The 24,875-nt window shown below is 72.9% G+C and carries 24 protein-coding genes; 4 read left to right on the plus strand and 20 right to left on the minus strand.

Translation table 11 applies throughout. The features are described 5' to 3' along the window. Positions 1 to 7: 7 nt before the first annotated feature. Positions 8 to 604: a dihydrofolate reductase family protein gene (locus ACIO5D_RS10475; RefSeq protein ID WP_400658206.1), complete on the plus strand. Its 597-nt coding sequence runs from the start codon at positions 8 to 10 to the stop codon at positions 602 to 604. A 99-nt stretch (positions 605 to 703) separates the two neighbouring features. Here the strand turns inward: ACIO5D_RS10475 and gcvH are convergent, their stop codons facing one another. The 4 genes from gcvH to ACIO5D_RS10495 form a co-directional block, all read right to left on the minus strand. Next, positions 704 to 1,102 (minus strand): glycine cleavage system protein GcvH, encoded by a 399-nt coding sequence (gcvH, locus tag ACIO5D_RS10480; RefSeq protein ID WP_400794761.1) that lies wholly within the window; start codon positions 1,100 to 1,102, stop codon positions 704 to 706. Positions 1,103 to 1,140: 38 nt separating this feature from the next. Further along, positions 1,141 to 1,551, minus strand: a complete 411-nt coding sequence (locus tag ACIO5D_RS10485) for an alpha/beta hydrolase fold domain-containing protein (RefSeq protein WP_400794853.1) — start codon at positions 1,549 to 1,551, stop codon at positions 1,141 to 1,143. Next, positions 1,548 to 2,036 (minus strand): MarR family winged helix-turn-helix transcriptional regulator, encoded by a 489-nt coding sequence (locus ACIO5D_RS10490; RefSeq protein WP_400658210.1) that lies wholly within the window; start codon positions 2,034 to 2,036, stop codon positions 1,548 to 1,550. Before ACIO5D_RS10490 ends, ACIO5D_RS10485 begins: the two co-directional genes overlap by 4 nt. 105 nt (positions 2,037 to 2,141) lie before the next feature. Then, positions 2,142 to 2,504 carry a DUF6204 family protein gene (locus ACIO5D_RS10495; protein ID WP_400794763.1) on the minus strand — a complete coding sequence of 121 codons (363 nt, stop codon included), beginning with the start codon at positions 2,502 to 2,504 and terminating at the stop codon, positions 2,142 to 2,144. Between the two features lie 256 nt (positions 2,505 to 2,760). Between ACIO5D_RS10495 and ACIO5D_RS10500 the strand changes: the two genes are divergently transcribed. Beyond that, the gene (locus ACIO5D_RS10500) at positions 2,761 to 3,024 is read left to right on the plus strand and encodes a hypothetical protein (protein WP_400794765.1); all 264 of its coding nucleotides are present in this window, start codon (positions 2,761 to 2,763) and stop codon (positions 3,022 to 3,024) included. 185 nt (positions 3,025 to 3,209) lie between these two features. Next, positions 3,210 to 4,655 carry an NADP-dependent phosphogluconate dehydrogenase gene (gene gndA / locus ACIO5D_RS10505; protein WP_363610426.1) on the plus strand — a complete coding sequence of 482 codons (1,446 nt, stop codon included), beginning with the start codon at positions 3,210 to 3,212 and terminating at the stop codon, positions 4,653 to 4,655. Positions 4,656 to 4,707: 52 nt separating this feature from the next. Here gndA and ACIO5D_RS10510 read toward each other — a convergent pair whose 3' ends face one another. From ACIO5D_RS10510 to def, 3 genes are all read right to left on the minus strand, one after another. Then, positions 4,708 to 6,141 carry a transcription antitermination factor NusB gene (locus tag ACIO5D_RS10510; protein WP_363610428.1) on the minus strand — a complete coding sequence of 478 codons (1,434 nt, stop codon included), beginning with the start codon at positions 6,139 to 6,141 and terminating at the stop codon, positions 4,708 to 4,710. Between the two features lie 91 nt (positions 6,142 to 6,232). Beyond that, complete coding sequence (gene fmt / locus ACIO5D_RS10515) at positions 6,233 to 7,168, minus strand: methionyl-tRNA formyltransferase (RefSeq protein ID WP_400658213.1); 936 nt, start codon at positions 7,166 to 7,168, stop codon at positions 6,233 to 6,235. 45 nt (positions 7,169 to 7,213) lie between these two features. After that, on the minus strand, positions 7,214 to 7,759 hold the full coding sequence (gene def / locus ACIO5D_RS10520) for a peptide deformylase (protein WP_363610432.1): 546 nt from the start codon (positions 7,757 to 7,759) through the stop codon (positions 7,214 to 7,216). Between the two features lie 266 nt (positions 7,760 to 8,025). Between def and ACIO5D_RS10525 the strand changes: the two genes are divergently transcribed. Beyond that, positions 8,026 to 8,634, plus strand: coding sequence for a hypothetical protein (locus tag ACIO5D_RS10525; RefSeq protein WP_363610434.1), 609 nt, complete (start codon positions 8,026 to 8,028; stop codon positions 8,632 to 8,634). A gap of 111 nt (positions 8,635 to 8,745) precedes the next feature. On the opposite strand, the gene ACIO5D_RS10530 is transcribed toward ACIO5D_RS10525, so the two are convergent. The 13 genes from ACIO5D_RS10530 to ACIO5D_RS10590 all read right to left on the minus strand — a co-directional run bounded on the left by ACIO5D_RS10530 (position 8,746) and on the right by ACIO5D_RS10590 (position 24,874). Next, entirely contained in the window at positions 8,746 to 10,839 is a 2,094-nt protein-coding gene (locus ACIO5D_RS10530) for a primosomal protein N' (protein WP_400658216.1), read from the minus strand. A gap of 111 nt (positions 10,840 to 10,950) precedes the next feature. Beyond that, positions 10,951 to 12,174: a methionine adenosyltransferase gene (gene metK, locus ACIO5D_RS10535; protein ID WP_363610438.1), complete on the minus strand. Its 1,224-nt coding sequence runs from the start codon at positions 12,172 to 12,174 to the stop codon at positions 10,951 to 10,953. Positions 12,175 to 12,324: 150 nt separating this feature from the next. Continuing rightward, positions 12,325 to 13,578 (minus strand): bifunctional phosphopantothenoylcysteine decarboxylase/phosphopantothenate--cysteine ligase CoaBC, encoded by a 1,254-nt coding sequence (coaBC, locus tag ACIO5D_RS10540; RefSeq protein WP_400794767.1) that lies wholly within the window; start codon positions 13,576 to 13,578, stop codon positions 12,325 to 12,327. Between the two features lie 191 nt (positions 13,579 to 13,769). Further along, positions 13,770 to 14,042: a DNA-directed RNA polymerase subunit omega gene (rpoZ, locus tag ACIO5D_RS10545; RefSeq protein WP_363610442.1), complete on the minus strand. Its 273-nt coding sequence runs from the start codon at positions 14,040 to 14,042 to the stop codon at positions 13,770 to 13,772. A 36-nt stretch (positions 14,043 to 14,078) separates the two neighbouring features. After that, positions 14,079 to 14,636: a guanylate kinase gene (gene gmk / locus ACIO5D_RS10550; RefSeq protein WP_363610444.1), complete on the minus strand. Its 558-nt coding sequence runs from the start codon at positions 14,634 to 14,636 to the stop codon at positions 14,079 to 14,081. A 48-nt stretch (positions 14,637 to 14,684) separates the two neighbouring features. Beyond that, positions 14,685 to 15,011: an integration host factor, actinobacterial type gene (gene mihF, locus ACIO5D_RS10555; protein ID WP_030056187.1), complete on the minus strand. Its 327-nt coding sequence runs from the start codon at positions 15,009 to 15,011 to the stop codon at positions 14,685 to 14,687. A 404-nt stretch (positions 15,012 to 15,415) separates the two neighbouring features. Beyond that, positions 15,416 to 16,249, minus strand: a complete 834-nt coding sequence (pyrF, locus tag ACIO5D_RS10560) for an orotidine-5'-phosphate decarboxylase (protein WP_363610446.1) — start codon at positions 16,247 to 16,249, stop codon at positions 15,416 to 15,418. A gap of 40 nt (positions 16,250 to 16,289) precedes the next feature. Further along, entirely contained in the window at positions 16,290 to 17,390 is a 1,101-nt protein-coding gene (locus tag ACIO5D_RS10565; RefSeq protein WP_363610448.1) for a quinone-dependent dihydroorotate dehydrogenase, read from the minus strand. A 124-nt stretch (positions 17,391 to 17,514) separates the two neighbouring features. Further along, positions 17,515 to 20,826 (minus strand): carbamoyl-phosphate synthase large subunit, encoded by a 3,312-nt coding sequence (gene carB / locus ACIO5D_RS10570; RefSeq protein ID WP_400794769.1) that lies wholly within the window; start codon positions 20,824 to 20,826, stop codon positions 17,515 to 17,517. Continuing rightward, on the minus strand, positions 20,819 to 22,006 hold the full coding sequence (gene carA / locus ACIO5D_RS10575; protein ID WP_363610452.1) for a glutamine-hydrolyzing carbamoyl-phosphate synthase small subunit: 1,188 nt from the start codon (positions 22,004 to 22,006) through the stop codon (positions 20,819 to 20,821). The genes carB and carA overlap by 8 nt, the downstream gene beginning before the upstream one ends. Then, positions 22,003 to 22,569 (minus strand): hypothetical protein, encoded by a 567-nt coding sequence (locus ACIO5D_RS10580; RefSeq protein WP_400794771.1) that lies wholly within the window; start codon positions 22,567 to 22,569, stop codon positions 22,003 to 22,005. The genes carA and ACIO5D_RS10580 overlap by 4 nt, the downstream gene beginning before the upstream one ends. Next, complete coding sequence (locus ACIO5D_RS10585; RefSeq protein ID WP_400658269.1) at positions 22,566 to 23,870, minus strand: dihydroorotase; 1,305 nt, start codon at positions 23,868 to 23,870, stop codon at positions 22,566 to 22,568. The genes ACIO5D_RS10580 and ACIO5D_RS10585 overlap by 4 nt, the downstream gene beginning before the upstream one ends. 26 nt (positions 23,871 to 23,896) lie before the next feature. After that, the gene (locus tag ACIO5D_RS10590) at positions 23,897 to 24,874 is read right to left on the minus strand and encodes an aspartate carbamoyltransferase catalytic subunit (RefSeq protein WP_363610456.1); all 978 of its coding nucleotides are present in this window, start codon (positions 24,872 to 24,874) and stop codon (positions 23,897 to 23,899) included. Between the last annotated feature and the right edge of the window lies 1 nt (position 24,875).

Genomic DNA, 24,875 nt, shown 5'->3' on the forward strand with positions numbered 1-24,875 from the left:
CACCACCGTGCGCATCGTGATCAGTGAGTTCATCAGCCTGGACGGCGTCGTGCAGGCCCCTGGCGGCCCCGAGGAGGACACCGACGGCGGCTTCGCCCACGGCGGCTGGTCGCACCCGTTCTTCGACCCGGAGGTGGTGGGCGGCGCCTTCTCCGACGCGCTGACCAGCGCCGCGGCACTGCTGTTCGGGCGCCGCACCTGGCAGACGATGGCCGCGGCGTGGCCCGAGCGGGCCGGCGACCCGTTCGCCGACCGGATGAACGCCATCCCGAAGTACGTCGTCTCCAGCACCCTGGGCGACTCCGGGCCGGTCTGGGACAACACCACCCGCATCCCCGGTGACGAGGCCGTCGCCCGCGTCCGCGAGCTGCGCAAGGCCGAGGGCGGCGACCTGCTGGTCATGGGGAGCCCCACCCTGGTGCGCACCCTCCTGAGCGAGGGCCTGGTCGACGAGCTCCGACTGGTGATCATGCCGGTGCTCCTCGGCGGCGGAAAGACGATCTTCCCGGACGACGGCGGGCTGCGCACGCTGGAGCTGGTCTCCACCGTCACCGGCAGCACGGGTGTGAACGTCTGCACCTACCGGCCCGTCGCCAAGCGGTAGCCGGCCGCGGCGGACGGGTCGGCGCCCGTCCGGACCACCACCGTCGGCAGGCCGCTCGGGACGGACCGAGCGGCCCGCCGGTGCCGGGACCGCCGTCTGCTACCCGTCCGACTCCGCCTTGATGTAGTCGCCGTACTGCGCGGCCGTGAGAAGGTCGTCGAGCTGCTTGGGGGCGGACAGGGTGACGTCGACGATCCAGCCCTGGTCGTAGGGCTCCTCGTTGATCAGTTCCGGCGAGTCGTTGAGGCTCTCGTTGACGGCGGCGATCGTGCCGGACACCGGCGTGTAGACCTCGGAGACCGCCTTGACCGACTCGACGGTGCCGACCGGCTCCCCGGCATCGAGGGCGGCGCCCGATTCGGGCAGTTCGACGAAGACGACATCACCGAGCTGGCGCTGCGCGAAGGCCGTGAGGCCGACCCTGACCTTCCCGTTACCGGTGGACCGCACCCACTCGTGATCCCTGCTGTACTTGAGGCCCTTCGGAATGTCCGTCATGCCCGCCTCGCTTTCCTGGAAGCACTCTTGAGCCACCGTCACCTCACGTGACCGCGCACCCACGGAGAGCCTGCTACAGATCCGCCGCCGCGTCCGGGAGGCTCACCCGACCCGCGACGTGCCACCCGCGCCCCGGCCGGTACGGCCTGCGGGTTCAGGGCCCGGTCGAGGGCCACCGTGCGGCAGACGGTGATGCGGGCGCTGAGGTCCGCGTCGGGGGCCGGGAGTTCACTGGCGTGGATGCCGCCGGGGTAGACGTGCAGTTCGACCGGGACGCCGGCCCGTACGAGGCGGCCGGCGTAGGCGATGTCCTCGGCACGGAAGAGGTCGAGGTCGCCGACGTCCAGGTAGGTGGGCGGCAGCCCGCCGAGGTCCTCGGCGCCGGCCGGGGACGCGGCCGAGGGACGCGACCGCCCCGGGCCGGACTCGGCCCCTCGGGCTGAACTCAGTTCCCGGGAAGCCGAGTCGGCGCGGCCGACCGGGCTCCCTCGCCCCGGCCGGGGAGGCCGAGGCCGCCGAGGCGGGTCGTCAGCTCGGACAGCACGGCCATGTCCGCCTCACCCCACGGGGGTGCGGCGAAGATCTCCTCGGCGACCTTCTCGGCCGTGGCGCGCATCTCCGCGAGCCGTTCACGACCGGTGTCGGTGAGCGCCGCGTACGCCACCCGGGCGTCGCGGGCGTCCGGCTCGCGCGTGACCAGCCCGATGCGCTCCAGCGGCGCCAGCCCCCGGGTCACGCCCGAGGCGGTCAGGCCGAGCGCCTCGGCGAGGTCCACCCGGCGCAGCCGGCCGCCGGGCGACCGGCCCAGGCGCAGCAGCAGCGTGAAGTCGGCCAGGCTCACCCCGTGCAGGCCCCCGAGGCTCGCGTCGAAGCGCTTCACCAGGGCGGTCTGCGCCCGCAGGAGCCGCAGGGCCGCGTCCAGCGCATCACTCATGTGCCACCTCCTTGACCGCTCGACCATAACAGCTGGTTGAGCAGTCAAGGAGTAGTGCAGTATCCGGTCATACGAGTCCGGCCGAATCCCCGCGAGCGCCCGGGGTCAGGCGTCCTTCCGCGCGGCGGCGCGGCGCTGCCGCTTGCCGAGGGGGGCCAGGGAGAGGTCCTCGGCCTGTGACCTGAGGTTCTTGAAGGCGTAGCCCCGTTCATCCAGCCAGGCCTTCGCCGCGGCCTCGGCGCGTTCGGTCGCCTCCAGGATGTCCTCCTCGGCCTCGCCGGAGTCCTGGAAGCGGAAGGTGAACGCGGGCCGCGCCGCGATGTCGTAGCTGAGGTGCCCCTCGGTGGTGCAGGCCGCGTGCAGCACGTCGTGCTCGGATGCGCGGGCCAGCAGCCCGGCGCGCTGCTCGGCGTCGAGCCCGTCGAAGGCACCGCGAACGGTGATCCGGAAGGTGCGAGTAGTGGTCATCCCCCGAGCCTGATCAGCGGGAGCGGTCCGCTTCCACCGCCTTTCACGCGGCACCGGGGCGCCCTCGACGGTCTGCCCGGCCGGCCTCCGGGGAACGCGTCCGCGCCCGCTCGCCGTCCGGGCCGACACCCGAAGGGCGCGCGGCGTACCGCCATGAGGCCGAAGCAGCCGGGGCGAAGCACGCGGGAACCGTGGACCATCGACCTGTGGGGCGCGCTGGGCCGCGCCGCCGTCTCCTATCCGAGAGGACCCTCCGATGCCAGACTTCCGGCCGAAGAACGATCACCTGATCGTCAAGCCGATCAGCGCGCCCGCCCTGCCCGACGCGGACACCCGCAAGGGCGAGGTGGTGGCGGTGGGACCGGGCAGGACCCTGGCGGGCGGCCGGCCGCACCCGGTGGACGTGAAGACCGGCGAAAAGATCATCTTCTCCCGGTTCTCCGGCTCGGAGGTCGAGGTGGACGGGGTGGTCTACGTGGAGCTTCCCGAGGACGAGATCCTCTCGGTGGCCGCCGAGTAGGCGGGCGCGACGGCCGTGCGGCACCGCTCCCGGCCCCGCCCGCACGGCAGCACCCCGAACCGCAGCGTCCCCGACGGCAGCACCCCGGATGCGGAATCCCGGAGCCGACGGCAGAGTGCCGCTTGGCACGCCCCGGGCGCGACCGCCGCCGCCCCACGGGCCCCTCACCCCCTTGGAGACCCCCTATGACCGAGCAGCCGCAGGCCCAGATCGGCGTCACCGGACTGGCCGTGATGGGGCGCAACCTCGCGCGGAACCTCGCCCGCCACGGCTACCGCGTCGCCGTCCACAACCGCACCCGGGCAAGGACCACCGCGCTGGTGGAGCAGTACGGACACGAGGGCACGTTCGTCCCGGCCGACAGCACGGCCGGGTTCGTCGCGGCACTCGAACGCCCCCGCCGGATCGTGATCATGGTCAAGGCCGGCGAACCCACCGACGCCGTCATCGACGAGCTCCTCCCCCTGCTCGACGAAGGCGACGTGCTGGTGGACGGCGGCAACGCCCACTTCCTCGACACCCGCAGACGGGAGGCGGCCCTGCGGCAGCGCGGGCTCCACTTCGTCGGCACCGGGATCTCCGGCGGCGAGCAGGGCGCCCTGGAAGGACCGAGCATCATGCCCGGCGGCACCCCGGAGGCCTACCAGGTCCTGGGCCCGCTGCTGGAGGACATCGCCGCCGAGGTCGACGGAACCCCCTGCTGCACCCACGTCGGACCGGACGGCGCCGGCCACTTCGTCAAGATGGTCCACAACGGCATCGAGTACGCCGACATGCAGCTGATCGCCGAGGCCTACGACCTGCTGCGCCACGGCGGCGGCCTGCAGCCCGCCGAGATCGCCGAGGTCTTCCGGGCCTGGAACGGCGGCCGCCTGGAGTCGTACCTGATCGGGATCACCGCCGAGATCCTCGCCCACACCGACGCGGCGACCGGCCGGCCCTTCGTGGACATCGTGCTGGACCAGGCCGAGCAGAAGGGCACCGGCCGGTGGACGGTGCAGAGCGCGCTGGACCTGGGCGTCCCCGTGAACGGGATCGCCGAGGCGGTCTTCGCCCGGTCGCTGTCCGGCGGCGTGCCGCTCCGGCGGGCGGCGCACGACCTGCCCGGCCCGTCCGAGAGCTGGCTCGACAGCGCGGCGGCGGACCGCTTCGCCGACGACGTCGAACAGGCCCTGTACGCCTCCAAGATGGTGGCCTACGCCCAGGGCTTCCAGCAGATCCAGGCCGGCAGCGCCGAGTACGGCTGGCGGATCGACCCCGGCGCGATGGCCACCATCTGGCGCGGCGGGTGCATCATCAGGGCCCGCTTCCTGGACCGGATCAAGGCCGCCTACGACGAGGACAGGGAGCGCCCCACGCTCCTGACCGACGCCCACTTCCGGGAGTCGCTCGGCTCCGCGCAGTCCGCGTGGCGCCGGGTCGTCTCGACGTCGGCCCAACTGGGCGTTCCGGCACCCGGCTTCGCGACCGCGCTCGCCTACTACGACAGTCTGCGGGCCGAACGCCTCCCGGCCGCCCTCGTCCAGGGACAGCGGGACTTCTTCGGCGCGCACACCTACCGGCGGACCGACCGCGACGGTACGTTCCACACCCGCTGGGAGCAGGACGGACGTCCGGAGGAACAGCGCTGACCGAACGGCGTGAGCCCCCGGCGGCCGCCGGGGGCTCACGCCGCCGTCCGGGTCAGGCCGTGCGCCGCAGCAGGGCCAGGTACATCGCGTCGGTGCCGTGCAGGTGCGGCCAGAGCTGGATGTCCGGGCCGTCGCCCAGCGCCGGGACGCCGGGGAGCAGCGGGCGGGCGTCGATCCACTCGACCCGGCCGCCCTCGTCCCGGAGCACGTCGTCGACGACGGCCCGGGTCTCGGCCAGGTGCGGCGAGCAGGTCGCGTAGCCGACCACGCCGCCGACCCGGGTGGCGTCGACGGCCGAGCGCAGCAGGTCGCGCTGGAGCGGGCCGAAGGCGGCGATGTCCTGCGGGCGGCGGCGCCAGCGGGCCTCGGGGCGGCGGCGCAGCGCGCCGAGGCCGGAGCACGGGACGTCGACCAGGACCCGGTCGAAGCCGCCGGAGCGCCAGGCCGGGCGGGTGCCGTCGGCGGTGATCACGGTGTACGGGCCGGGGTTGCCCTCCAGCGCGCGGGCGACCAGCCGGGCCCGGTGCGGCTGCTTCTCGCTGGCCACCAGGGCGGCGCCGCGCCCGGCGGCCAGGGCGCCGAGCAGCGCGGCCTTGCCGCCGGGGCCGGCGCAGCCGTCCAGCCAGAGCCGGTCCGGTCCGTCCAGGGGGGCCGCCGCGAGGGCGAGCGCGACCAGCTGGCTGCCCTCGTCCTGGACGCCGGCCCGGTTCTCGCGCACCGCCTCCAGCGAGCCCGGGTCGCCGCCCTCGGCGAGCCGGAGCGCGACCGGGGACCAGCGGCCGGGTTCGGCCTCGGGCAGCGCTTCGGCCAGTTCGCCGACGGTGATCCGGCCGGGGCGGGCCACCAGGGTGACCTCGGGCCGCTCGTTGTCGGCGCGCAGCAGCTCCTCCATGGCGGTGCGGCCGGCGGCGTCGGGCTGCCAGCGGCCGAGCGAGTCCCAGAGCGCGGCGACCACCCAGCGGGGGTGGGAGTGCACGACGGCGAGGTGGTCCTCGGCGTCGTCGTCGTACGGCGGGGCGACCTGTCCGATCCACTCCGCCAGGTCGCGGGCGCTGATCCGGCGCAGGACGGCGTTGACGAACTTGGCCTTGCCGTCGCCGAGCACCACGCGGGCCAGTTCGACGGTGGCCGAGACGGCGGCGTGGCTGGGGATGCGGGTGGTGAGCAGCTGGTGGGCGCCGAGCGAGAGCACGTCCAGGACCGGCGGGTCCACCTTGCTGAGCGGGCGGTCGACGCAGGCGGCGATGATCGCGTCGTAGGTGCCCTGGAGCCGCAGGGTGCCGTAGACGAGTTCGGTGGCGAGGGCGGCGTCGCGGCGGTCCATGCCCTTCTGCTCGGCCTCGCGGAGCAGGGAGGGAAGGATCAGGTTGGCGTAGGCGTCGCGCTCGTCGACGGCGCGCAGGGCGCGGAAGGCGACGATCCGGGCCGGGTCCTTCTTCGGACGGCGGTGCGGGCGGGGGGCGCGCTTGGCGCTCGGTGTGGTCACAGGTGCCTCAAGGTGCTGCGGTGATTATCGGACGAACAGTCGAACAGTAACGCCAAACGTCGGGCCCTGGCCCCCGGCCTTCTCCGCTCCCTCAGACCTCGAAGCGCTCGCCGGACTCGATCCGGGTGCCCCGCGCCCAGTCCGCCGCCCGCATCGGCTTCTTGCCCTGCGGCTGGACCTCGCCCAGCTCGACCTCGTGGCTGCCGGTGCCGACCCGGATGCTCTTCTTGCCGACGGCCAGCTCCCCGGGTGCCAGCTCCGCGGCGTCCGTCAGCAGCTTCACCGGGCCGGAGACCTTCAGCCGCTCACCGCGGAAGAGCGTCCAGGCGCCGGGGGCGGGGGCGCAGCCGCGCACCAGGCGGTCGATCCGCAGCGCGGGGTGGTTCCAGTCGATCCGGGCGTCCTCGACGGTGATCTTCGGGGCGAGCGTGATGCCCTCGGCGGGCTGCGGGACGGCGTGCAGGGAGCCGTCCGCGATGCCGTCCATGGTGGCGGTGAGCAGACGGGCGCCGGAGTGGGAGAGCCTGGTGAGGAGTTCACCGCTGGTGTCGGTGGGGCGGACCTCCTCGGTGATCACACCGTAGACCGGGCCGGAGTCGAGGCCCTGCTCGATCAGGAAGGTGGACGCTCCGGTGACCTCGTCGCCCGCCAGCACGGCGTGCTGGACGGGGGCCGCGCCGCGCCAGGCGGGCAGCAGCGAGAAGTGCAGGTTGACCCAGCCGTGCTTGGGGATCTCCAGGGTGCCCGGGCGCAGCAGCGCGCCGTAGGCGACCACCGGGCAGCAGTCGGGGGCGAGTTCGGTGAGCCGGGCGACGAAGTCCGGGTCGCTGGGCTTCGCCGGCTTGAGGACCTCGATCCCGGCCTCCTCGGCGCGCTGGGCGACGGGGCTGGCGACCAGCTTGCGGCCGCGCCCGGCGGGGGCGTCGGGGCGGGTGACCACCGCGACGACCTCATGCCGGTCGGAGGCGAGCAGGGCGTCCAGGGCGGGAACGGCGACCTCGGGGGTGCCGGCGAACACGAGGCGCATCAAGTGCCTTTCTGGTGGGCGGAGTTCAGCAGCGGAAGCGGGGGTTCAGCGCGCGGCGCCGAAGGTGCCGTGCGGGGAGATCCTGACGACGGGGGCGGGTCCGTCGCCCCACTCCGTCTCACGGATCGCCTTCATCGCGGCCTTGCGCTGCTCGCGGTCGAGGCGGTCGATGAAGATGATCCCGTCGAGGTGGTCGGTCTCGTGCTGGATGCAGCGGGCGAGCAGCTGGGTGCCCTCGATGGTGACCGGGTCGCCGTGCATGTTGAAGCCCTTGGCGACCACGCCGTACGCGCGCTTGGTGTCGTAGCGCAGGCCGGGCAGCGAGAGGCAGCCCTCGGGGCCGTCCTGCTCCTCCTCGGTCAGCGACAGGTCGGGGTTGATCAGATGACCGGTGACGCCGCCCACGTGGTAGGTGAACACCCTGAGGGAGACGCCGAGTTGAGGGGCCGCCAGGCCGGCGCCGGGGGCGTCGAGCATGGTGTCGGTGAGATCCTGGACCAGCTTGCGCAGTTCCTTGTCGAACGTGGTCACCGGCTTCGCGGTGGCCCGCAGGACTGGGTCTCCGAAGATGCGGATCGGCTGGATCGCCACGGGGTACGGGCTCCTGTCCGTCGGGTTCGGGCTGCTCGCCACAGGCGGGTCACGGGGTGGGCCGGGGGCCGGCCACCGGCAAGTCTATGCAATCGTCCCGGGCCGTCCGGCGGCCGTGCTCGGCCCACCGGCATATCCCGAGTCCGTCCGGCTGCGTGACCCCGGCCCCCATTCGGGCGTTGGTCAAGTGAGATTGACCGGGGCCGGGCAGAACGGGACACCGCGACCCGGCCGAGCCGAACCGTACGGAAGGTGGCGCGTAAGCCATGGCTGAGCAGATCAACCACGACGCCCGGGCCCGGGCCAGCCTGCACCTGCTGGTGCGGGACATCGAGCGGGTGCGGCGGCAGGTCGACGCGCTGCGGACGCTCACCGCCCAGCTGGGCAACGTCTACCGCCCGCGCCGCCCGAGCACCTCGGCCGGGTTCGTGGTGTACGGGCGGGCGCCCGCACCGACGGTGCGCCTGGCGCAGGAGCTGCGGGAGAGCGTGGAGACGCTGGTGGCGGCGGCGGTCGAGTTCGACCGGGCGCTGGGCTTCTCCTGGGATTCGGTGGGCTCGGCCCTCGGGGTCACCAAGCAGGCGGTGCACCGGCGGTACGGGATGCGCCGGCCCACCAGCGAGCTGCTCGCCGCGGGCGGGGTGACGGCCTCCGGCGTCCCGGGGGTGCCGGGGCAGGGCCGGTCGGACCGCTCCGAGGAACTGCCGGCCGCCGCACCCGCCCCGAGCGGGCTGGCCACCACCGTCCCGGCGGCCCGCCAGGGCGGCCTGGACCGCAGCACGCTGGACCGGGCGGCCCTGGACCGGTCCGCGGCGGACCGGGGCGGACTGGACCGCGCCGGCGTGGACCGCGGCGGCATCCCGCTGCGCGGCTGACCAGGGCGGACATCGGGCGGCACGGTCGGGCTCACCCAACGGGCCCGGCCGTCCCCGCCCGCCCCGCCTCAGCCCGGCCCGGGCCCGGCCACCAGCCCGGCCGCCCTCGCCTCAGCCGATGTCCAGCGGATCGATCCGCACCTTCACCGCCTCCGGCGTCCGCAGCGCGATCCGCGCGATCTGCGCCGCCTTGAGCGCCGCCGCCAGCGCCGCCCCCTGTCCGGGCGGCACCCGCAGCAGCGCCCGCTCCTGCTCCTCCCCCCGCAGCTTCGGCACCGGCACCGGGCCCAGCACATCGGCGCCCTCCGGCAGCCGGACCAGGCCCAGCAGGTCGGCCACCGCCGCCGGACTGCCCGCCACCGAGGCCATCCGCGACACCGGCGGGAAGTGCAGCTGCGCCCGTTCGTCCCGCTCCAGCCCGGCGTGGCCCATCGGGTCCCAGCGGACCAGCGCCTGCACCGGCCGCGCGGTCGGCTCCGCGACCACCACCACCGTGCCGCCCTCGGTCGAGGGCCGGACCAGCGCGGCGGCCGCCAGCCAGAGCCGCAGGGTCTCCTCCCCGGCCCGCAGGTCCGGGCGGCCGAGCAGCGCCCAGCCGTCCAGCAGCAGCGCGGCCGCGTAGCCGTCCGCCCCTTCGACCACCGGCTCGGCGCCCGGGGTGGAGATCACCAGCGCCGGCTCCGCGGGGACGGTCGCCAGCACCGCGTCCCGTCCGGAGGTCCGGACCGGGATCCGGGGGAACGCCTTCCCCAGCTCCTCCGCCGTCCGCCGCGCACCGACCACCTGCGCCCGCAGCCGGAACGACCCGCACTCGGCGCAGTGCCAGTCGTTCTCCGCCTCCCCGCACCAGCCGCAGCGCAGCGGCGCGTCGGACGACGCGGCCTCCAGCGGGCCCTCGCAGTGCCGGCACCGGACCGGCGTGCGGCAGCGCCCGCACGCCAGCCGGGGCACGTACCCGCGCCTCGGCACCTGGATCAGGACCGGCCCGCCGCTCGCCAGCGCGTCCCGCGCGACCTCCCAGGCCACCGACGGCAGCCGGGCGGCCTGGGCGGCGGCGTCCCGGTGCTGGTCCTGGTCGGTGACGGTCCGGACCCGGGGCGCGACCTGCCGGACGGTCTCCCGGTCGGCCGCCAGCGGCCGGGCCCACCCGGTGCTGACCAGCTGCGCGCCCTCCACGGTCACCGTGTGCCCGCCCAGCAGCACGCCCGCGCCCTCCTCGGCCGCGCGCAGCAGCGCGACCTCCCGGACGTGCGGGTGCGGGGCGCGCGGATCGCTGTGGCTGCTGTCGCCGTCCGACCAGACGACCACCAGCCCGAGGTCGCGCACCGGCGCGAACATGGTGGCGCGGGTGCCGATGACGGCGTGCACCGAGCCGCGGCTCACCTCCAGCCAGCGCCGGTAGCGCTCCCGGGGCCCGAGATCGGCCACCAGGGTGGCGTGCTGCCCGGCGCCGAGCAGTTCGGTGAGCGCCCGGTCGACCCGGGCGGTGGTGCGCCCGTCCGGCAGGACGACCAGCGCGCCGCGCCCGCTCGCCAGGGTGGCGGCGACGGCGCGGGCGATCTCGTACGGCCAGCCGGGGCCGGGCAGCGCCGTCCAGACCGCGCGCGGCGCGCCGCCGCCGGCCAGCGCGGCGAGGAAGTCGGGCCCGGCGGGGTAGCGCTGCCAGCCACCGGGGGCGGGCGCGGCCGGCCGGGGCCTGGGCGGCGGGGAGGGCTCGGCCTCGGCCTTGGCGTGCCGGGGCGGGATCGCCAGCTGGAGGACGTCCGCCAGGGTCCCCGCGTAGCGGTCGGCGACGGTCCGGCAGAGCCGCAGCAGCTGCGGGGTGAGCACCGGCTCGGGCGAGAGCACCTGGGCGAGCGGCGCCAGCGGGCCGGGGAAGTCGCTTTCGGGCAGGCGCGCGACGATGAACCCGTCGTGCAGTTCCCCCCCCTCGCGCTGGCCCTTCACCACGCGCGCCCCGAAACGCACCCGCACCCGCGCGCCGGGCCGGGCGTCCTCCGCCATCGCGGCGGGCACCTCGTAGTCGAAGAACTTGTCGATGGTCAGCACGCCCTTGTCGACCACCACCCGGGCCACCGGCAGGTGCTCGGCGCGCTTGGCCCCGCGCCAGGTACGGGGCTTGGCCCGGCGCACCGTCTCCCGGATGAACGCGAGCTGCTCCGGAGCCCCCGCACCGCCCCCGCCGCTCTCCTCTTCGCTGCTCATCGCTCCAAGTACTACCAGGTCACACCGACATCGGGCACAACGCCGCAGGCGGCGGCCGTCCCGAGGGCTCGGGGCGGCCGCCGCCTGCGGTCGTGCGCGTGGGGAAGGGCGTCAGTCCTGGACGGCCTTCTTCAGCTGGTCGACCCGGTCGGTCCGCTCCCAGGTGAAGTCCGGCAGCTCACGGCCGAAGTGGCCGTACGCCGCGGTCTGCGCGTAGATCGGGCGCAGCAGGTCCAGGTCGCGGATGATCGCGGCCGGACGCAGGTCGAAGACGTCGGTGACGGCCTTCTGGATGGTGAGGACCGGGACGGTCTCGGTGCCGAAGGTCTCGACGAAGAGGCCGACCGGCTCGGCCTTGCCGATGGCGTAGGCGACCTGGACCTCGGCGCGGCGGGCGAGGCCGGCGGCGACGATGTTCTTGGCGACCCAGCGCATGGCGTAGGCGGCCGAGCGGTCGACCTTGGACGGGTCCTTGCCGGAGAAGGCACCGCCACCGTGGCGGGCGTAGCCGCCGTAGGTGTCGATGATGATCTTGCGGCCGGTGAGGCCGGCGTCGCCCATCGGGCCGCCGATCTCGAAGCGGCCGGTCGGGTTGACCAGCAGGCGGTAGCCCTCGGTCACCAGCTTGATGCCCTGCTCGGCCAGCGCCTTCAGCTCCGGCTCCACGACGAACTCGCGGATGTCCGGGGTGAGCAGCGACTCCAGGTCGATGTCGCTCGCGTGCTGCGAGGAGACGACCACGGTGTCCAGGCGGACGGCGCGGTCGCCGTCGTACTCGATGGTGACCTGGGTCTTGCCGTCCGGGCGCAGGTACGGGATCGTCCCGTTCTTGCGGACCTCCGACAGGCGCTTGGACAGCCGGTGCGCCAGCGTGATCGGCAGCGGCATCAGCTCCGGCGTCTCGTCCGACGCGTAGCCGAACATCAGGCCCTGGTCACCCGCGCCCTGCTTGTCCAGGTCGTCGCCTTCGTCGCCGTGGGCGGACCCCTCGACCCGGGCCTCGTACGCGGTGTCGACGCCCTGCGCGATGTCGGGCGACTGGGCACCGATGGACACCGACACGCCACAGGAGGCGCCGTCGAAGCCCTTCTTGGAGCTGTCGTAACCGATCTCCAGGATCTTGTCCCGGACGAGCTGGGCGATCGGCGCGTACGCCTTGGTGGTCACCTCACCGGCCACGTGCACCTGGCCGGTGGTGATGAGCGTCTCCACGGCGACCCGGGACTTCGGGTCCTCACGAAGGAGAGCGTCAAGGATGGTGTCGCTGATCTGGTCAGCGATCTTGTCGGGGTGTCCCTCGGTCACGGATTCCGAGGTGAACAGGCGGCGAGACACAGCGCTCCCTGGGGTTGCAGCGGCTGCTGACTGAAGGCCCCCGGCGGACCGGGGACATCCGGAAAGACTTGATTCCTGGAGTGTAACGGTCGGCTACCGGCAACCGTCACTCCATTCCGGAAATCAAGACCGGACGATTGTCGGTTCAGATCACCGGGCGACCGGTTCCAGCCGCTTCGCGATCAGGTCCCAGACGACATCGGCGAGCGCCTCCTTGGGCCCCACCGGAACAACCGTCTCACTCCCGTCCGAGCCGAGCACCACGGCCTCGTTGACGTCCGTACCGAACGCCTTCCCGTTCCCCACCTCGTTGACCACCAGCAGGTCACAGCCCTTGCGTGCGAGCTTGGCGCGGCCGTTGGCGAGCACGTCGTCCGTCTCCGCCGCGAAACCCACGACCAGTTGACCCGAACGGGCACGGTGGGCCGACAGCTCCGCCAGGATGTCCGGGTTCCGGACGAGCGCGACCGGCGCCGGCTCGACCCCCTCGACTTTCTTGATCTTGCCGGTGGCGTACTCGGCGGGCCGGAAGTCGGCCACCGCGGCGGCCATGACCACGGCGTCCGCGTCCGCCGCCGCCTTCAGCGCGGCGTCCCGGAGCTCCAGCGCGGTCGAGACATGCACCACATCCACCCCCGCCGGATCGGCCGGCTCGGCATTGGCCGAGATCAATGTCACGCGGGCGCCCCGCGCCGCGGCGGTCGCGGCGAGCGCGTAGCCCTGCTTGCCGGAGGAGCGGTTGCCGAGGAAGCGCACCGGGTCCAGCGGCTCGCGCGTCCCGCCGGCCGACACCACCACGTGCCGGCCCGCCAGGTCACCCGACGGTGCGCCCCGGCGCAGCACGGCCCGGCAGGCGTCGAAGATCGCGGACGGCTCGGGCAGCCGCCCCTTGCCGGTGTCCTTGCCGGTGAGCCGCCCGACCGCGGGCTCCAGCACGATGACACCGCGGCGGCGCAGGGTGGCGACGTTCTCCCGGGTGGCCGGGTGCTCCCACATCTCGGTGTGCATGGCGGGCGCCAGCACCACCGGACAGCGGGCGGTGAGCAGGGTGTTGGTGAGCAGGTCGTCGGCCAGCCCGTGGGCCGCCCTGGCCATCAGGTCGGCGGTGGCCGGGGCGACCACGACCAGGTCGGCCTGCTGGCCGATCCGCACGTGCGGCACCTCGTGGACCTTGTCCCAGGTCTCGGTGGCGGCCGGCCGGCCGGAGAGCGCGGCCCAGGTGGCCTCGCCGACGAAGTGCAGCGCGGCGGCGGTGGGCACCACGGTGACCTGGTGGCCGGACTCGGTGAAACGGCGCAGCAGTTCACAGGCCTTGTAGGCGGCGATGCCGCCGCTGACGCCGAGAACCACCCGCGGGGCCTGCGTGCCCGTCCGGTCCGTACTCGCGTCCGTGCTCGCGCTCATGCTCCCGTTTCCTCCTCCGGCCTGGTCAGAACGTGCTCACCCTACGGCCCCGTGACGATCACCCGCACTGTGGCGGAACGCACAGCCGCGCACGCACGCCGTCCGCCCAACACCCGGCCCCGGACAGGCCGAAGGGCCCGGCGGAAACGATTCCGCCGGGCCCTTCGGGCAAGAGAACAGGCAACGACCGCTCAGCGGGTCTCCGCCTCGACCGCCTCCGCGGTGAGCATGCCCGCGTTGATCTCGCGCAGCGCGATCGACAGCGGCTTCTCGTGCACGTGGGTGTCGACCAGCGGGCCGACGTACTCCAGCAGGCCCTCACCGAGCTGCGAGTAGTAGGCGTTGATCTGACGCGCGCGCTTGGCGGCGTAGATCACGAGGCTGTACTTGGAGTCGGTGGCCTCAAGCAGCTCGTCGATCGGCGGGTTGATGATGCCCTCGGGCGCGGTCATGGAAGAGGACACGCGAAAACCTTCCGAAAGGTGGAAAAGACAGACAGGTCAGGCTACACCGAGCAAGGCTAGCAGTTCGGCCGCTACCTGCTCGACGGAGGTGTTGACAAGGGTTGTGTCGAACTCCGACTCCGCGGCCAGCTCGACCCTGGCGGCCTCCAGCCGCTTCTCGATCACGTCCTGCGACTCGGTGCCCCGGCCGGTCAGCCGGCGGACCAGCTCGTCCCAGCTCGGCGGAGCCAGGAACACGAGCTGGGCCTCGGGCATCGACTCGCGCACCTGACGGGCGCCCTGCAGGTCGATCTCCAGCAGGACCGGCTCGCCGCGGTCCAGCTTCTCCAGCACCGCCGAGCGCGGGGTGCCGTAGCGGTTGCCCGCGAACACCGCCCACTCCAGCAACTCGCCGTTGGCGATCAGCTTGTCGAACTCGTCGTTGTCGACGAAGTGGTACTGGACCCCGTCCTGCTCGCCGGGCCTCGGGTGGCGGGTCGTCGCCGACACCGAGAGCCAGACCTCGGGGTACTGCTTCCTCATATGAGCGACGACCGTGCTCTTGCCGACCCCCGAGGGGCCGGAGAGCACGGTCAGCCGCGGACGCTCACTCATGCACCGATTATCCCGGATCGCGGACGATGCCGGGACCACGGGGCACGGTCAGGCGGCACCCCCGCCGAACTCCCGCTCCAGGGAGGCGATCTGGTTCGTACCGAGGCCGCGGACGCGACGGCTCTCGCTGATGCCGAGACGTTCCATGATCTGCTTGGCACGGACCTTTCCGACGCCCGGAAGGGACTCCAGCAGTGCGGAGACCTTCATCTTGCCGATCACGTCGTTGTCGGCCTTGCCGGCCTTGATCACCTCGTGCAGGGAGGCGCCGGAGTGCTTGAGCCGGTTCTTGACCTCGGCGCGCTCCCGGCGAGCCTCGGCGGCCTTGGCGAGCGCGGCGGTGCGCTGTTCAGGGGTAAGGGGCGGAAGAGCCACGCCGTTCACCTCAGGGTGTGGAAGGAAGGGATTGAGCTATGACTGGTGGTTCCCAGGACACCGGCCACAGGGGAACCGTACGGCTCTGACCTGCGAGAGCAACGGGAATCGCCGCTCTTCGATGACCTATCGCCGGACACTACCCGGATTGCGGCGCCGCGTCAGGAAAAGAACACGAAAAGTCCTGGTCAGCCAAGGCCGACCAGGACTTTCCGGGGCAAAATGACCGCGATTGCGGACCTTTGGCGGCACCGATGTGACGGCGCTCACGTCAAGTCGCCGGGCGTCACACCACCCGTCCGTGCCGTCGCAGCGCGCTACCGGCGCACCGCGAGGCCGTCCCACGCGACGCCGGCGGACCAGGCGGAGCCGAACCCGCCGCCGCCGCGCGCTACTTCGGCGCCCTACTTCACCGCGTCCGCGTACTCGCCGACGAAGCGCTCCGCCGCCGCCCGCAGGGCCGGCACCGACGGTCCGTGCCGGAGCACGTCCCGGCTGACGCTCGGCACCACGTTGCGCACCGAGGCGCCGAACACCCGCGGCAGATCCGCCATGGTCGCGCCCTGGGCGCCGATCCCGGGGGCCAGCAGCGGACCGTTGATCGCCAGGTCCACGCCCGCGTCCGCCAGGGTCGCCCCGACCACCGCGCCGAACGAGCCCAGCGGCTCGGCACCGGCGTTCTCGGCGGCCAGCTGCCGCAGCACCGAAGCGGCCACCGAGGTGCCGTCCGCGCCGGTCGCGCGCTGCACCTCGGCACCCTCCGGGTTGGAGGTGAGCGCCAGCGCGAAGACGCCGGCGCCGTTCGCGGCCGCCAGGTCGAGCGCCGGGCGCAGCGAGCCGAAGCCCAGGTAGGGGCTGACGGTGACGGCGTCCGAGAAGAGCGGGCTGGTGGGCGCCAGGAAGGCCTCGGCGTACGCGGCCATGGTGGAGCCGATGTCACCGCGCTTGGCGTCCATCAGGACCAGCGCACCGGCCGCGCGGGCCTCCTCCACGGACTTCTCCAGGACCGCGACGCCCCGGCTGCCGAAGCGCTCGAAGAAGGCGGCCTGCGGCTTGAGCACGGCCACCCGGTCGGCCAGCGCCTCGACCACGGTGCGGCTGAAGGTCTCCAGGCCGGCGATGTCGTCGCCGAGCCCCCAGGCGGCGAGCAGGGAGGCGTGCGGGTCGATGCCGACGCAGAGCTGGCCGCGGGTGTCGAGGGCGTGGCGCAGGCGGGCGCCGAACGGGGCGAGGGTCATGACGTCCTTTCCGGAACGTTCGTGAGTTCGTGAGAGGGGGTCAGGAGGCCTTGGCGCTGCCGACGGCGGCGGCCAGGTCGCGGAAGCCGCCGGCCCGGACGCGGGCGGAGAGGCCCTTGTGGATGCGGCGGCACCAGAACGGACCCTCGTAGATGAAGGCGCTGTAGCCCTGGACCAGGTCGGCGCCGTGGATGATGCGCTGCCAGGCGTCCTCGGCGGTCTCGATGCCGCCGACCGAGACCAGCGTCAGCCGGCCCTCGGTCCGGGCGCGCAGGCGCTGCAGCACCTCCAGGGCGCGGGCCTTGAGCGGGGCGCCGGACAGGCCGCCCATGCCGATCTCCTCGATCCGGGCGGCGCTCTCGCGCAGGCCCTCGCGGCCGATGGTGGTGTTGGTGGCGATGATGCCGTCCAGGCCGAGCTCCAGGGCGAGGTCGGCGACCGCGTCGACGTCCTCGTCGGCCAGGTCGGGGGCGATCTTCACCAGCAGCGGCACATGGTGCGGGGTGGTGCGGTCCGCGGCCTCGCGGACGGCGGACAGCAGCGGGCCGAGGTGGGAGACGGCCTGGAGGTTGCGCAGCCCGGGGGTGTTCGGCGAGCTGACGTTGACCACCAGGTAGTCGGCGTACTTGGCGAGGCGCTCGGTGCTCTTGACGTAGTCGGCGATCGCGTCGGCCTCCTCGACCACCTTGGTCTTGCCGATGTTGATGCCGACCACGGGGGTGGAGCTGGTGTGCGGGCGGGCCGCGAGGCGGGCGGCGACCCGGGCCGAGCCCTGGTTGTTGAAGCCCATCCGGTTGATCAGCGCGCGGTCCTCGACCAGGCGGAAGAGCCGGGGCGCCGGGTTGCCGGGCTGGGGCTCGCCGGTGATGGTGCCGATCTCGACGTAGTCGAAGCCGAGCATCGACAGGCCGTCGATGCCGACGCCGTTCTTGTCGAAGCCGGCCGCCAGACCGAACGGGCCGGGCAGGTCGAGGCCGAGGGCGGTGGTGTGCAGGGCCCGGTCGCGCGGGGCGAGCACCAGGCGCACCAGGGTGCGCAGGCCGGGCACGGAGGAGGCCAGCCGGATCCAGAAGAAGGCGAGGTGGTGGGCCTTCTCGGGGTCCATCTTCTTGAAGACGAGATCGAACAGCAGCTTGTACATGGCAGCTCCCAACAGGAGGCGCGGGCGCGACGGGCGACGGCGGGCGCGGCGGACGGCGACGGACGAGGGGCGGGCATGGCAGTGGGGGGCACCAGGCGGTTCGGTGCCCCCCACTGCGGTGGTGCTACTTGGCGCGGCCGGCGTTGATCAGCTCGGCGTGCTCCTGGAGCGACATCACCCCGACCTCGTCGCGCAGCAGCGCGTCGATGCCCTGGACGGCGGCGCCCATGGCCTGGACGGTGGTCAGGCAGGGCACGGCGCGGGCGATGGCCGCGGTGCGGATCTCGTAGCCGTCGAGGCGGCCACCGGTGCCGTACGGCGTGTTGATGATGAGGTCGACCGCACCCTCGTGGATCAGCTGGACGATCGTCTTCTCGCCGTTCGGGCCCTCGCCCTCGCTGTGCTTGCGCACCACGGTGGCGGGGATGCCGCCGCGCTGCAGCACCTCGGCGGTGCCGGCGGTGGCGAGCAGCTCGAAGCCGAGGCCGACCAGCGCGCGGGCCGGGAAGACCAGGTTGCGCTTGTCGCGGTTGGCGACGGAGACGAAGACCTTGCCCTTGGTCGGGAGCGCGCCGTAGGCGCCGGCCTGCGACTTGGCGTACGCCGTGCCGAAGACCTTGTCGATGCCCATGACCTCGCCGGTGGAGCGCATCTCCGGGCCGAGCACGGTGTCCACGCCGCGGCCGTGGACGTCGCGGAAGCGGCTCCACGGCATCACGGCCTCCTTGACGGAGATCGGGCAGTCGGCCGGCAGGGTGCCGCCGTCGCCCTCGGCCGGGAGCAGGCCCTCGGCGCGCAGCTGGGCGATGGTGGCGCCGAGCGAGATCCGGGCGGCGGCCTTGGCCAGCGGCACGGCCGTGGCCTTGGAGGTGAACGGCACGGTGCGGGAGGCGCGCGGGTTGGCCTCCAGCACGTAGAGGATGTCGCCGGAGAGGGCGAACTGGATGTTGATCAGACCGCGCACACCGACGCCGCGGGCGATCCCCTCGGTGGAGGCGCGCAGCCGCTTGATGTCGTGGCCGCCGAGGGTGATCGGGGGCAGGGCGCAGGCGGAGTCGCCGGAGTGGATGCCGGCCTCCTCGATGTGCTCCATGACGCCGCCGAGGTAGAGCTCGGTGCCGTCGTAGAGCGCGTCGACGTCGATCTCCACCGCGTCGTCGAGGAAGCGGTCGATCAGGACGGGGTGCTCGGAGATCAGGCCGGCGTGCCGCTCCAGGTAGGAGGCGAGCGAGGCCTCGTCGTAGACGATCTCCATGCCGCGGCCGCCGAGCACGTAGGACGGGCGGGCCAGGACCGGGTAGCCGATCTCGTCGGCGATCGACTTGGCCTCGTCGAAGGAGAAGGCGGTGCCGTGCTTGGGGGCCGGCAGGCCGGCGTCGCGCAGCACCCGGCCGAAGGCGCCGCGCTCCTCGGCGAGGTCGATCGCCTCGGGCTGGGTGCCGACGATCGGGACGCCGTTCTCCTTGAGCGCCTGGGCCAGGCCGAGCGGGGTCTGGCCGCCGAGCTGGACGATGACGCCGGCCAGCGGTCCGGCCTGCTGCTCGGCGTGGACGATCTCCAGCACGTCCTCCAGGGTGAGCGGCTCGAAGTAGAGCCGGTCGGAGGTGTCGTAGTCGGTGGAGACGGTCTCCGGGTTGCAGTTGACCATCACGGTCTCGTACCCGGCGTCGGCCAGCGCGAACGAGGCGTGGACGCAGGAGTAGTCGAACTCGATGCCCTGGCCGATGCGGTTGGGGCCGGAGCCGAGGATGATCACGGCGGGCTTGGTGCGCGGGGCGACCTCGTTCTCCTCGTCGTAGGACGAGTAGAAGTACGGGGTCCTGGCGGCGAACTCGGCGGCGCAGGTGTCGACGGTCTTGAACACCGGGCGGATGCCGAGGGCGTGCCGGACCTCGCGGACCACGTCCGGCTTGAGGCCGCGGATCTCGCCGATCTGCTGGTCGGAGAAGCCGTGCCGCTTGGCGTGGCGCAGCAGCTCGGGGGTGAGCTCGCCCGCCCCGGCCAGCTCGGCGGCGATCTCGTCGAGCAGGAAGAGCTGGTCGACGAACCACGGGTCGATCCTGGTGGCCTCGAACACCTCCTCCTGGGTGGCGCCGGCCCGGATGGCCTCCATGACGGTGTTGATCCGGCCGTCGGTCGGCACGACGGACTTCTCCAGCAGCGCGGCCTTGTCCCCGACCGGGCCGGTCCAGGTGAACTGGGAGCCCTTCTTCTCCAGCGAGCGCAGCGCCTTGTTGAGCGCCTCGGGGAAGTTGCGGCCCATGGCCATGGCCTCGCCGACGGACTTCATGGTGGTGGTCAGCGTGGCGTCGGCGCTCGGGAACTTCTCGAACGCGAACCGCGGGACCTTGACCACGACGTAGTCGAGGGCCGGCTCGAAGGAGGCCGGGGTCTGCTCGGTGATGTCGTTGGGGATCTCGTCCAGGGTGTAGCCGACGGCGAGCTTCGCGGCGATCTTGGCGATCGGGAAGCCGGTGGCCTTGGACGCCAGCGCGGAGGAGCGGGAGACGCGCGGGTTCATCTCGATGACGATGACCCGGCCGTCGTCCGGGTTGACGGCGAACTGGATGTTGCAGCCGCCGGTGTCGACGCCGACCTCGCGGATGACGGCGATGCCGATGTCGCGCAGGATCTGGTACTCGCGGTCGGTCAGCGTCATCGCCGGGGCGACGGTGATCGAGTCACCGGTGTGCACGCCCATCGGGTCGAAGTTCTCGATCGAGCAGACGACCACGACGTTGTCGTTCTTGTCGCGCATCAGCTCGAGCTCGTATTCCTTCCAGCCGAGGATGGACTCCTCCAGGAGCACCTCGGTGGTCGGCGAGAGGGTCAGGCCCTGGCCGGCGATGCGGCGCAGGTCCTCCTCGTTGTGGGCGAAGCCGGAGCCGGCGCCACCCATGGTGAAGGAGGGCCGGACGACGACCGGGTAGCCGCCGAGGGTGTCGACCCCGGCCAGCACGTCGTCCATGGTGTGGCAGATGACCGAGCGGGCGGACTCGCCGTGGCCGATCTTGGCGTTGACGGCCTCGACGACGCCCTTGAAGAGCTCGCGGTCCTCACCCTTGTTGATCGCCACGACGTCGGCGCCGATCAGCTCGACGCCGTACTTCTCCAGCGTGCCGGCGGAGTGCAGGGAGATCGCGGTGTTGAGCGCGGTCTGCCCGCCGAGGGTGGGGAGCAGCGCGTCGGGGCGCTCCTTGGCGATGATCTTCTCGACGAACTCCGGGGTGATCGGCTCGACGTAGGTGGCGTCGGCGATCTCCGGGTCGGTCATGATCGTGGCCGGGTTGGAGTTGACCAGGATGACCCGCAGGCCCTCGGCCTTGAGCACCCGGCAGGCCTGCGTGCCCGAGTAGTCGAACTCGGCGGCCTGGCCGATCACGATCGGGCCGGACCCGATGACCAGGACGGACTTGATGTCAGTGCGCTTAGGCACGCTGGCCCTCCATGAGCTTCACGCTGTTGTCGTCGCCTCGCATGAGCTCGACGAACCGGTCGAAGAGGTAGGCCGCGTCGTGCGGGCCGGCCGCCGCTTCGGGGTGGTACTGCACGCTGAAGGCGGGCACGTCGAGCGCCTGGAGGCCCTCGACCACGTCGTCGTTGAGGCAGACGTGGGAGACCTCGACCCGGCCGTACGGGGTGTCGCTCACCTTGTCCAGCGGTGCGTTCACGGCGAAGCCGTGGTTGTGCGCGGTGACCTCGACCTTGCCGGTGGTGCGGTCCTGCACCGGCTGGTTGATGCCGCGGTGGCCGTACTTGAGCTTGTAGGTGCCGAAGCCCAGCGCGCGGCCGAGGATCTGGTTGCCGAAGCAGATGCCGAAGAACGGGGTCCTGCGCTCCAGCACCCCCTGCGCGACGGCGACCTGGTGGTCGGCGGTGGCCGGGTCGCCCGGGCCGTTGGAGAAGAACACGCCGTCCGGGTTGACGGCGTAGATGTCCTCGATGGTCGAGTTGGCCGGCAGCACGTGCACCTCGATGCCGCGCTCGGCCATCCGCTGCGGGGTCATCGCCTTGATGCCGAGGTCCAGCGCGGCCACGGTGAACTTCTTCTCACCGATGGCGGGCACCACGTACGGCTCGGTGGTGGCGACCTCGGCGCACAGGTCGGCGCCCTTCATCTCGGGCGCCTGCTGCACCTTGGCCAGCAGGGTGGTGTCGTCCTCCAGCGCCGTGCCGGAGAAGATTCCGCAGCGCATGGCGCCGCGCTCGCGCAGGTGGCGGGTGAGCGCCCGGGTGTCGATGCCGCTGATGCCGACGACGCCCTGGTTGTGCAGTTCCTCGTCCAGCGAGCGGCGCGAGCGCCAGTTGGACGGGACGCGGGCGGGGTCGCGCACGACGTAGCCGGCGACCCAGATCTGCCTGGACTCGTCGTCCTCGTCGTTCCAGCCGGTGTTGCCGATCTGCGGGGCGGTCATCACGACCACCTGGCGGTGGTACGACGGGTCGGTCAGGGTCTCCTGGTAACCGGACATGCCGGTGTTGAAGACCGCCTCGCCGAAGGTCTCGCCGAGGGCGCCGTAGGCCTGGCCGCGGAAGGTCCGGCCGTCCTCCAGGACGAGCACGGCGGGGACTCGTTCCCGCCGTTGGCGCTGCGTGGTGGGGGCAGGTGCGGTCATGTGGCGGCCTCTTCCGTCTTCGTCTTCGTACGTGTTGCGATGCGAGCGATCGCCTCGACCCAGGCGGCGTGCTCGTCGGGGTGGTCGGCCCGGAAGCCGGAGTCCAGTGCGGTGCCGTCGAGCGTCCAGGTGACGACGAGCAGTCCGGACGGGACGACCTTGCCGGCGATCCCGGAGTCCGTCCGGGCCCCGGTCAGGTTGGCGGCCGGGATCCAGAGGTCGACGTCACCGGGCCGCCGGACCAGCAGCCCGTCCTCGCCGAGGGTCAGGTCGGCGCGGCTGCGGGTGCCCAGGCCGTGCGCGACGACCCGGTCCAGCCAGTTCCCGGCGGTGGTGGTGCCGTGGTACCGGCCGCTGGTCTCCAGGATGGTCCGGCCCGCGCCGGCCGGCACGGCGGGCAGTGAGGGGAGGCCGGACTGGAGCGTGCGGCGCCAGTTCCAGCCCTGGCGCATCAGCCAGTAGACCAGGCCGATCACGATCAGCAGGCCGACGGCCCAGCCGATGTACCCGGGCCAGTTGGTGACCTTGGCCTGCTCCTGGGCGAGCGGGGCGAAGGGGGTCACGCCAGCCCGCCCTGCACGGCCAGCTCGCCGGCCAGCACGGTGGCGGTGCCCCGCAGGAAGGTGGCGTGCACCCGTCCGGGCAGGTCCAGGCCCCGGTAGGGGGTGTTGCGGCTGCGGGTGGCGAAGCTGTCGGGGTTCACGGCACCACGGTACGCGGGATCGAACAGCACCAGGTTGGCCGGTTCACCGACCGAGACCGGACGCCCGTGTCCGGTGAGACGGCCGATCCGGGCCGGGCGGTGCGACATCCGGTCGGCGACGCCCTCCCAGTTCAGCAGGCCGGTGTCGACCATGGTCTGCTGGACGACCGACAGCGCGGTCTCCAGGCCGACCATGCCCATCGCGGCGACGGCCCACTCGCAGTCCTTGTCCTCGGCCGGGTGCGGCGCGTGGTCGGTGGCGACGGCGTCGATGGTGCCGTCCGCGAGCGCCTTGCGCAGCGCCTGCACGTCGGCCTCGGTGCGCAGCGGCGGGTTCACCTTGTAGACCGGGTCGTAGGAGCGGACCAGCTCGTCGGTGAGCAGCAGGTGGTGCGGGGTGACCTCGGCGGTGACGTCCCAGCCCTTGGCCTTGGCCCAGCGGATGATCTCCACCGAGCCGGCCGTGGAGACGTGGCAGACGTGCAGGCGGGAGCCGACGTGCGCGGCGAGCAGCACGTCGCGGGCGATGATCGCCTCCTCGGCGACGGCCGGCCAGCCGCCGAGCCCGAGCTCGCCGGAGACCTGGCCCTCGTTCATCTGGGCGCCCTCGGTGAGCCGCGGCTCCTGGGCGTGCTGGGCGACGACCCCGTCGAAGGCCTTCACGTACTCCAGGGCGCGGCGCATGATCACCGCGTCGTCCACGCACTTGCCGTCGTCGGAGAAGACCCGCACGCCCGCGGCGGAGTCGTGCATCGCGCCCAGCTCGGCGAGCTTCTTGCCCTCCAGGCCGACGGTGACGGCGCCGACCGGCTGCACGTCGCAGTAGCCGGACTCCTGGCCGAGCCGCCAGACCTGCTCGACCACGCCGGCGGTGTCGGCCACCGGGAAGGTGTTGGCCATCGCGTGCACGGCGGTGAAGCCGCCCTTGGCGGCGGCCTGGGTGCCGGTGAGGACGGTCTCGGCGTCCTCCCGGCCGGGCTCGCGCAGGTGGGTGTGCAGGTCGACCAGGCCGGGCAGCGCGATCAGGCCGGTGGCGTCGATCTCGATGTCCGCCTCGACGGTGAGGGCGGTGCCGATCTCGCGGACGACGCCGTCGGCGAGGTAGAGGTCCTGCGGGGCGCCGCCGAGGATCTGGGCGTTGCGGATCAGGTAGGTGACCATGCTGTCGGTTCGCTCGCTTCGCTCGTTCACTGGGCGGTCTCGCTGGAGTCGTTACGGGGGGCGTCGGAGAGGGTGGCTCCGCCGAGGAGCAGGTAGAGGACGGCCATCCGGACGGAGACGCCGTTGGCGACCTGCTCGACCACGGTGCAGCGCGGCGAGTCGGCGACCTCGGCGGTGATCTCCATGCCGCGGACCATCGGGCCGGGGTGCAGCACGACGGCGTGCTCGGGCAGCTGCGCCATCCGGATGCCGTCCAGGCCGTAGCGGCGGCTGTACTCGCGCTCGGTCGGGAAGAACGCGGCGTTCATCCGCTCGCGCTGCACCCGGAGCATCATCAGCGCGTCCGTCTTGGGGAGCACCCGCTCCAGGTCGTAGCTGACCTCGCAGGGCCAGTTCTCGATGCCGATCGGCAGCAGCGTCGGCGGGGCGACGAAGGTGACCTGGGCGCCGAGGGTGGTGAGCAGGTGGACGTTGGAGCGGGCGACCCGGCTGTGCAGGATGTCGCCGACGATGGTCACCCGCCGGCCCGCGAGGTCCTGCCCGAGGCCCGGGTTGAGGTGGCGGCGGATGGTGAAGGCGTCGAGCAGCGCCTGGGTGGGGTGCTCGTGGGTGCCGTCACCGGCGTTGATGACGCTGCCGTGCAGCCAGTCGGACTGGGCGAGCCGGGCGGGCGCGCCGGAGGCGTGGTGGCGGATGACGACCGCGTCGGCGCCCATCGCCTGCAGGGTGAGCGCGGTGTCCTTGAGGCTCTCGCCCTTGGAGACGGAGGAGCCCTTGGCGGAGAAGTTGATGACGTCGGCGGAGAGCCGCTTCTCGGCGACCTCGAAGGAGGTCTTGGTGCGGGTGGAGTCCTCGAAGAAGAGGTTGACGACGGTGCGGCCGCGGAGCGTGGGCAGCTTCTTGACGGCTCGTCCGGAGAGCTGGGCCAGCTCCTCGGCGGTGTCCAGGATGAGCAGCGCGTCGTCGCGGGTGAGGTCGGCGGCGGAGACGAGGTGGCGCTTCACG

Source organism: Kitasatospora sp. NPDC087315, from assembly GCF_044744345.1.
In the GTDB taxonomy this organism is placed as follows: Bacteria; Actinomycetota; Actinomycetes; order Streptomycetales; family Streptomycetaceae; genus Kitasatospora.

Excerpts from the sequence above, each read along its gene's own strand:
- gcvH (WP_400794761.1), bottom strand. The coding sequence starts at position 1,102 with ATGACGGACATTCCGAAGGGCCTCAAGTACAGCAGGGATCACGAGTGG.
- ACIO5D_RS10490 (WP_400658210.1), bottom strand. The coding sequence starts at position 2,036 with ATGAGTGATGCGCTGGACGCGGCCCTGCGGCTCCTGCGGGCGCAGACC.
- ACIO5D_RS10495 (WP_400794763.1), bottom strand. The coding sequence starts at position 2,504 with ATGACCACTACTCGCACCTTCCGGATCACCGTTCGCGGTGCCTTCGAC.
- ACIO5D_RS10500 (WP_400794765.1), top strand. The coding sequence starts at position 2,761 with ATGCCAGACTTCCGGCCGAAGAACGATCACCTGATCGTCAAGCCGATC.
- gndA (WP_363610426.1), top strand. The coding sequence starts at position 3,210 with ATGACCGAGCAGCCGCAGGCCCAGATCGGCGTCACCGGACTGGCCGTG.
- fmt (WP_400658213.1), bottom strand. The coding sequence starts at position 7,168 with ATGCGCCTCGTGTTCGCCGGCACCCCCGAGGTCGCCGTTCCCGCCCTG.
- ACIO5D_RS10525 (WP_363610434.1), top strand. The coding sequence starts at position 8,026 with ATGGCTGAGCAGATCAACCACGACGCCCGGGCCCGGGCCAGCCTGCAC.
- ACIO5D_RS10530 (WP_400658216.1), bottom strand. The coding sequence starts at position 10,839 with ATGAGCAGCGAAGAGGAGAGCGGCGGGGGCGGTGCGGGGGCTCCGGAG.
- coaBC (WP_400794767.1), bottom strand. The coding sequence starts at position 13,578 with ATGAGCGCGAGCACGGACGCGAGTACGGACCGGACGGGCACGCAGGCC.
- gmk (WP_363610444.1), bottom strand. The coding sequence starts at position 14,636 with ATGAGTGAGCGTCCGCGGCTGACCGTGCTCTCCGGCCCCTCGGGGGTC.
- pyrF (WP_363610446.1), bottom strand. The coding sequence starts at position 16,249 with ATGACCCTCGCCCCGTTCGGCGCCCGCCTGCGCCACGCCCTCGACACC.
- ACIO5D_RS10565 (WP_363610448.1), bottom strand. The coding sequence starts at position 17,390 with ATGTACAAGCTGCTGTTCGATCTCGTCTTCAAGAAGATGGACCCCGAG.
- carA (WP_363610452.1), bottom strand. The coding sequence starts at position 22,006 with ATGACCGCACCTGCCCCCACCACGCAGCGCCAACGGCGGGAACGAGTC.
- ACIO5D_RS10585 (WP_400658269.1), bottom strand. The coding sequence starts at position 23,870 with ATGGTCACCTACCTGATCCGCAACGCCCAGATCCTCGGCGGCGCCCCG.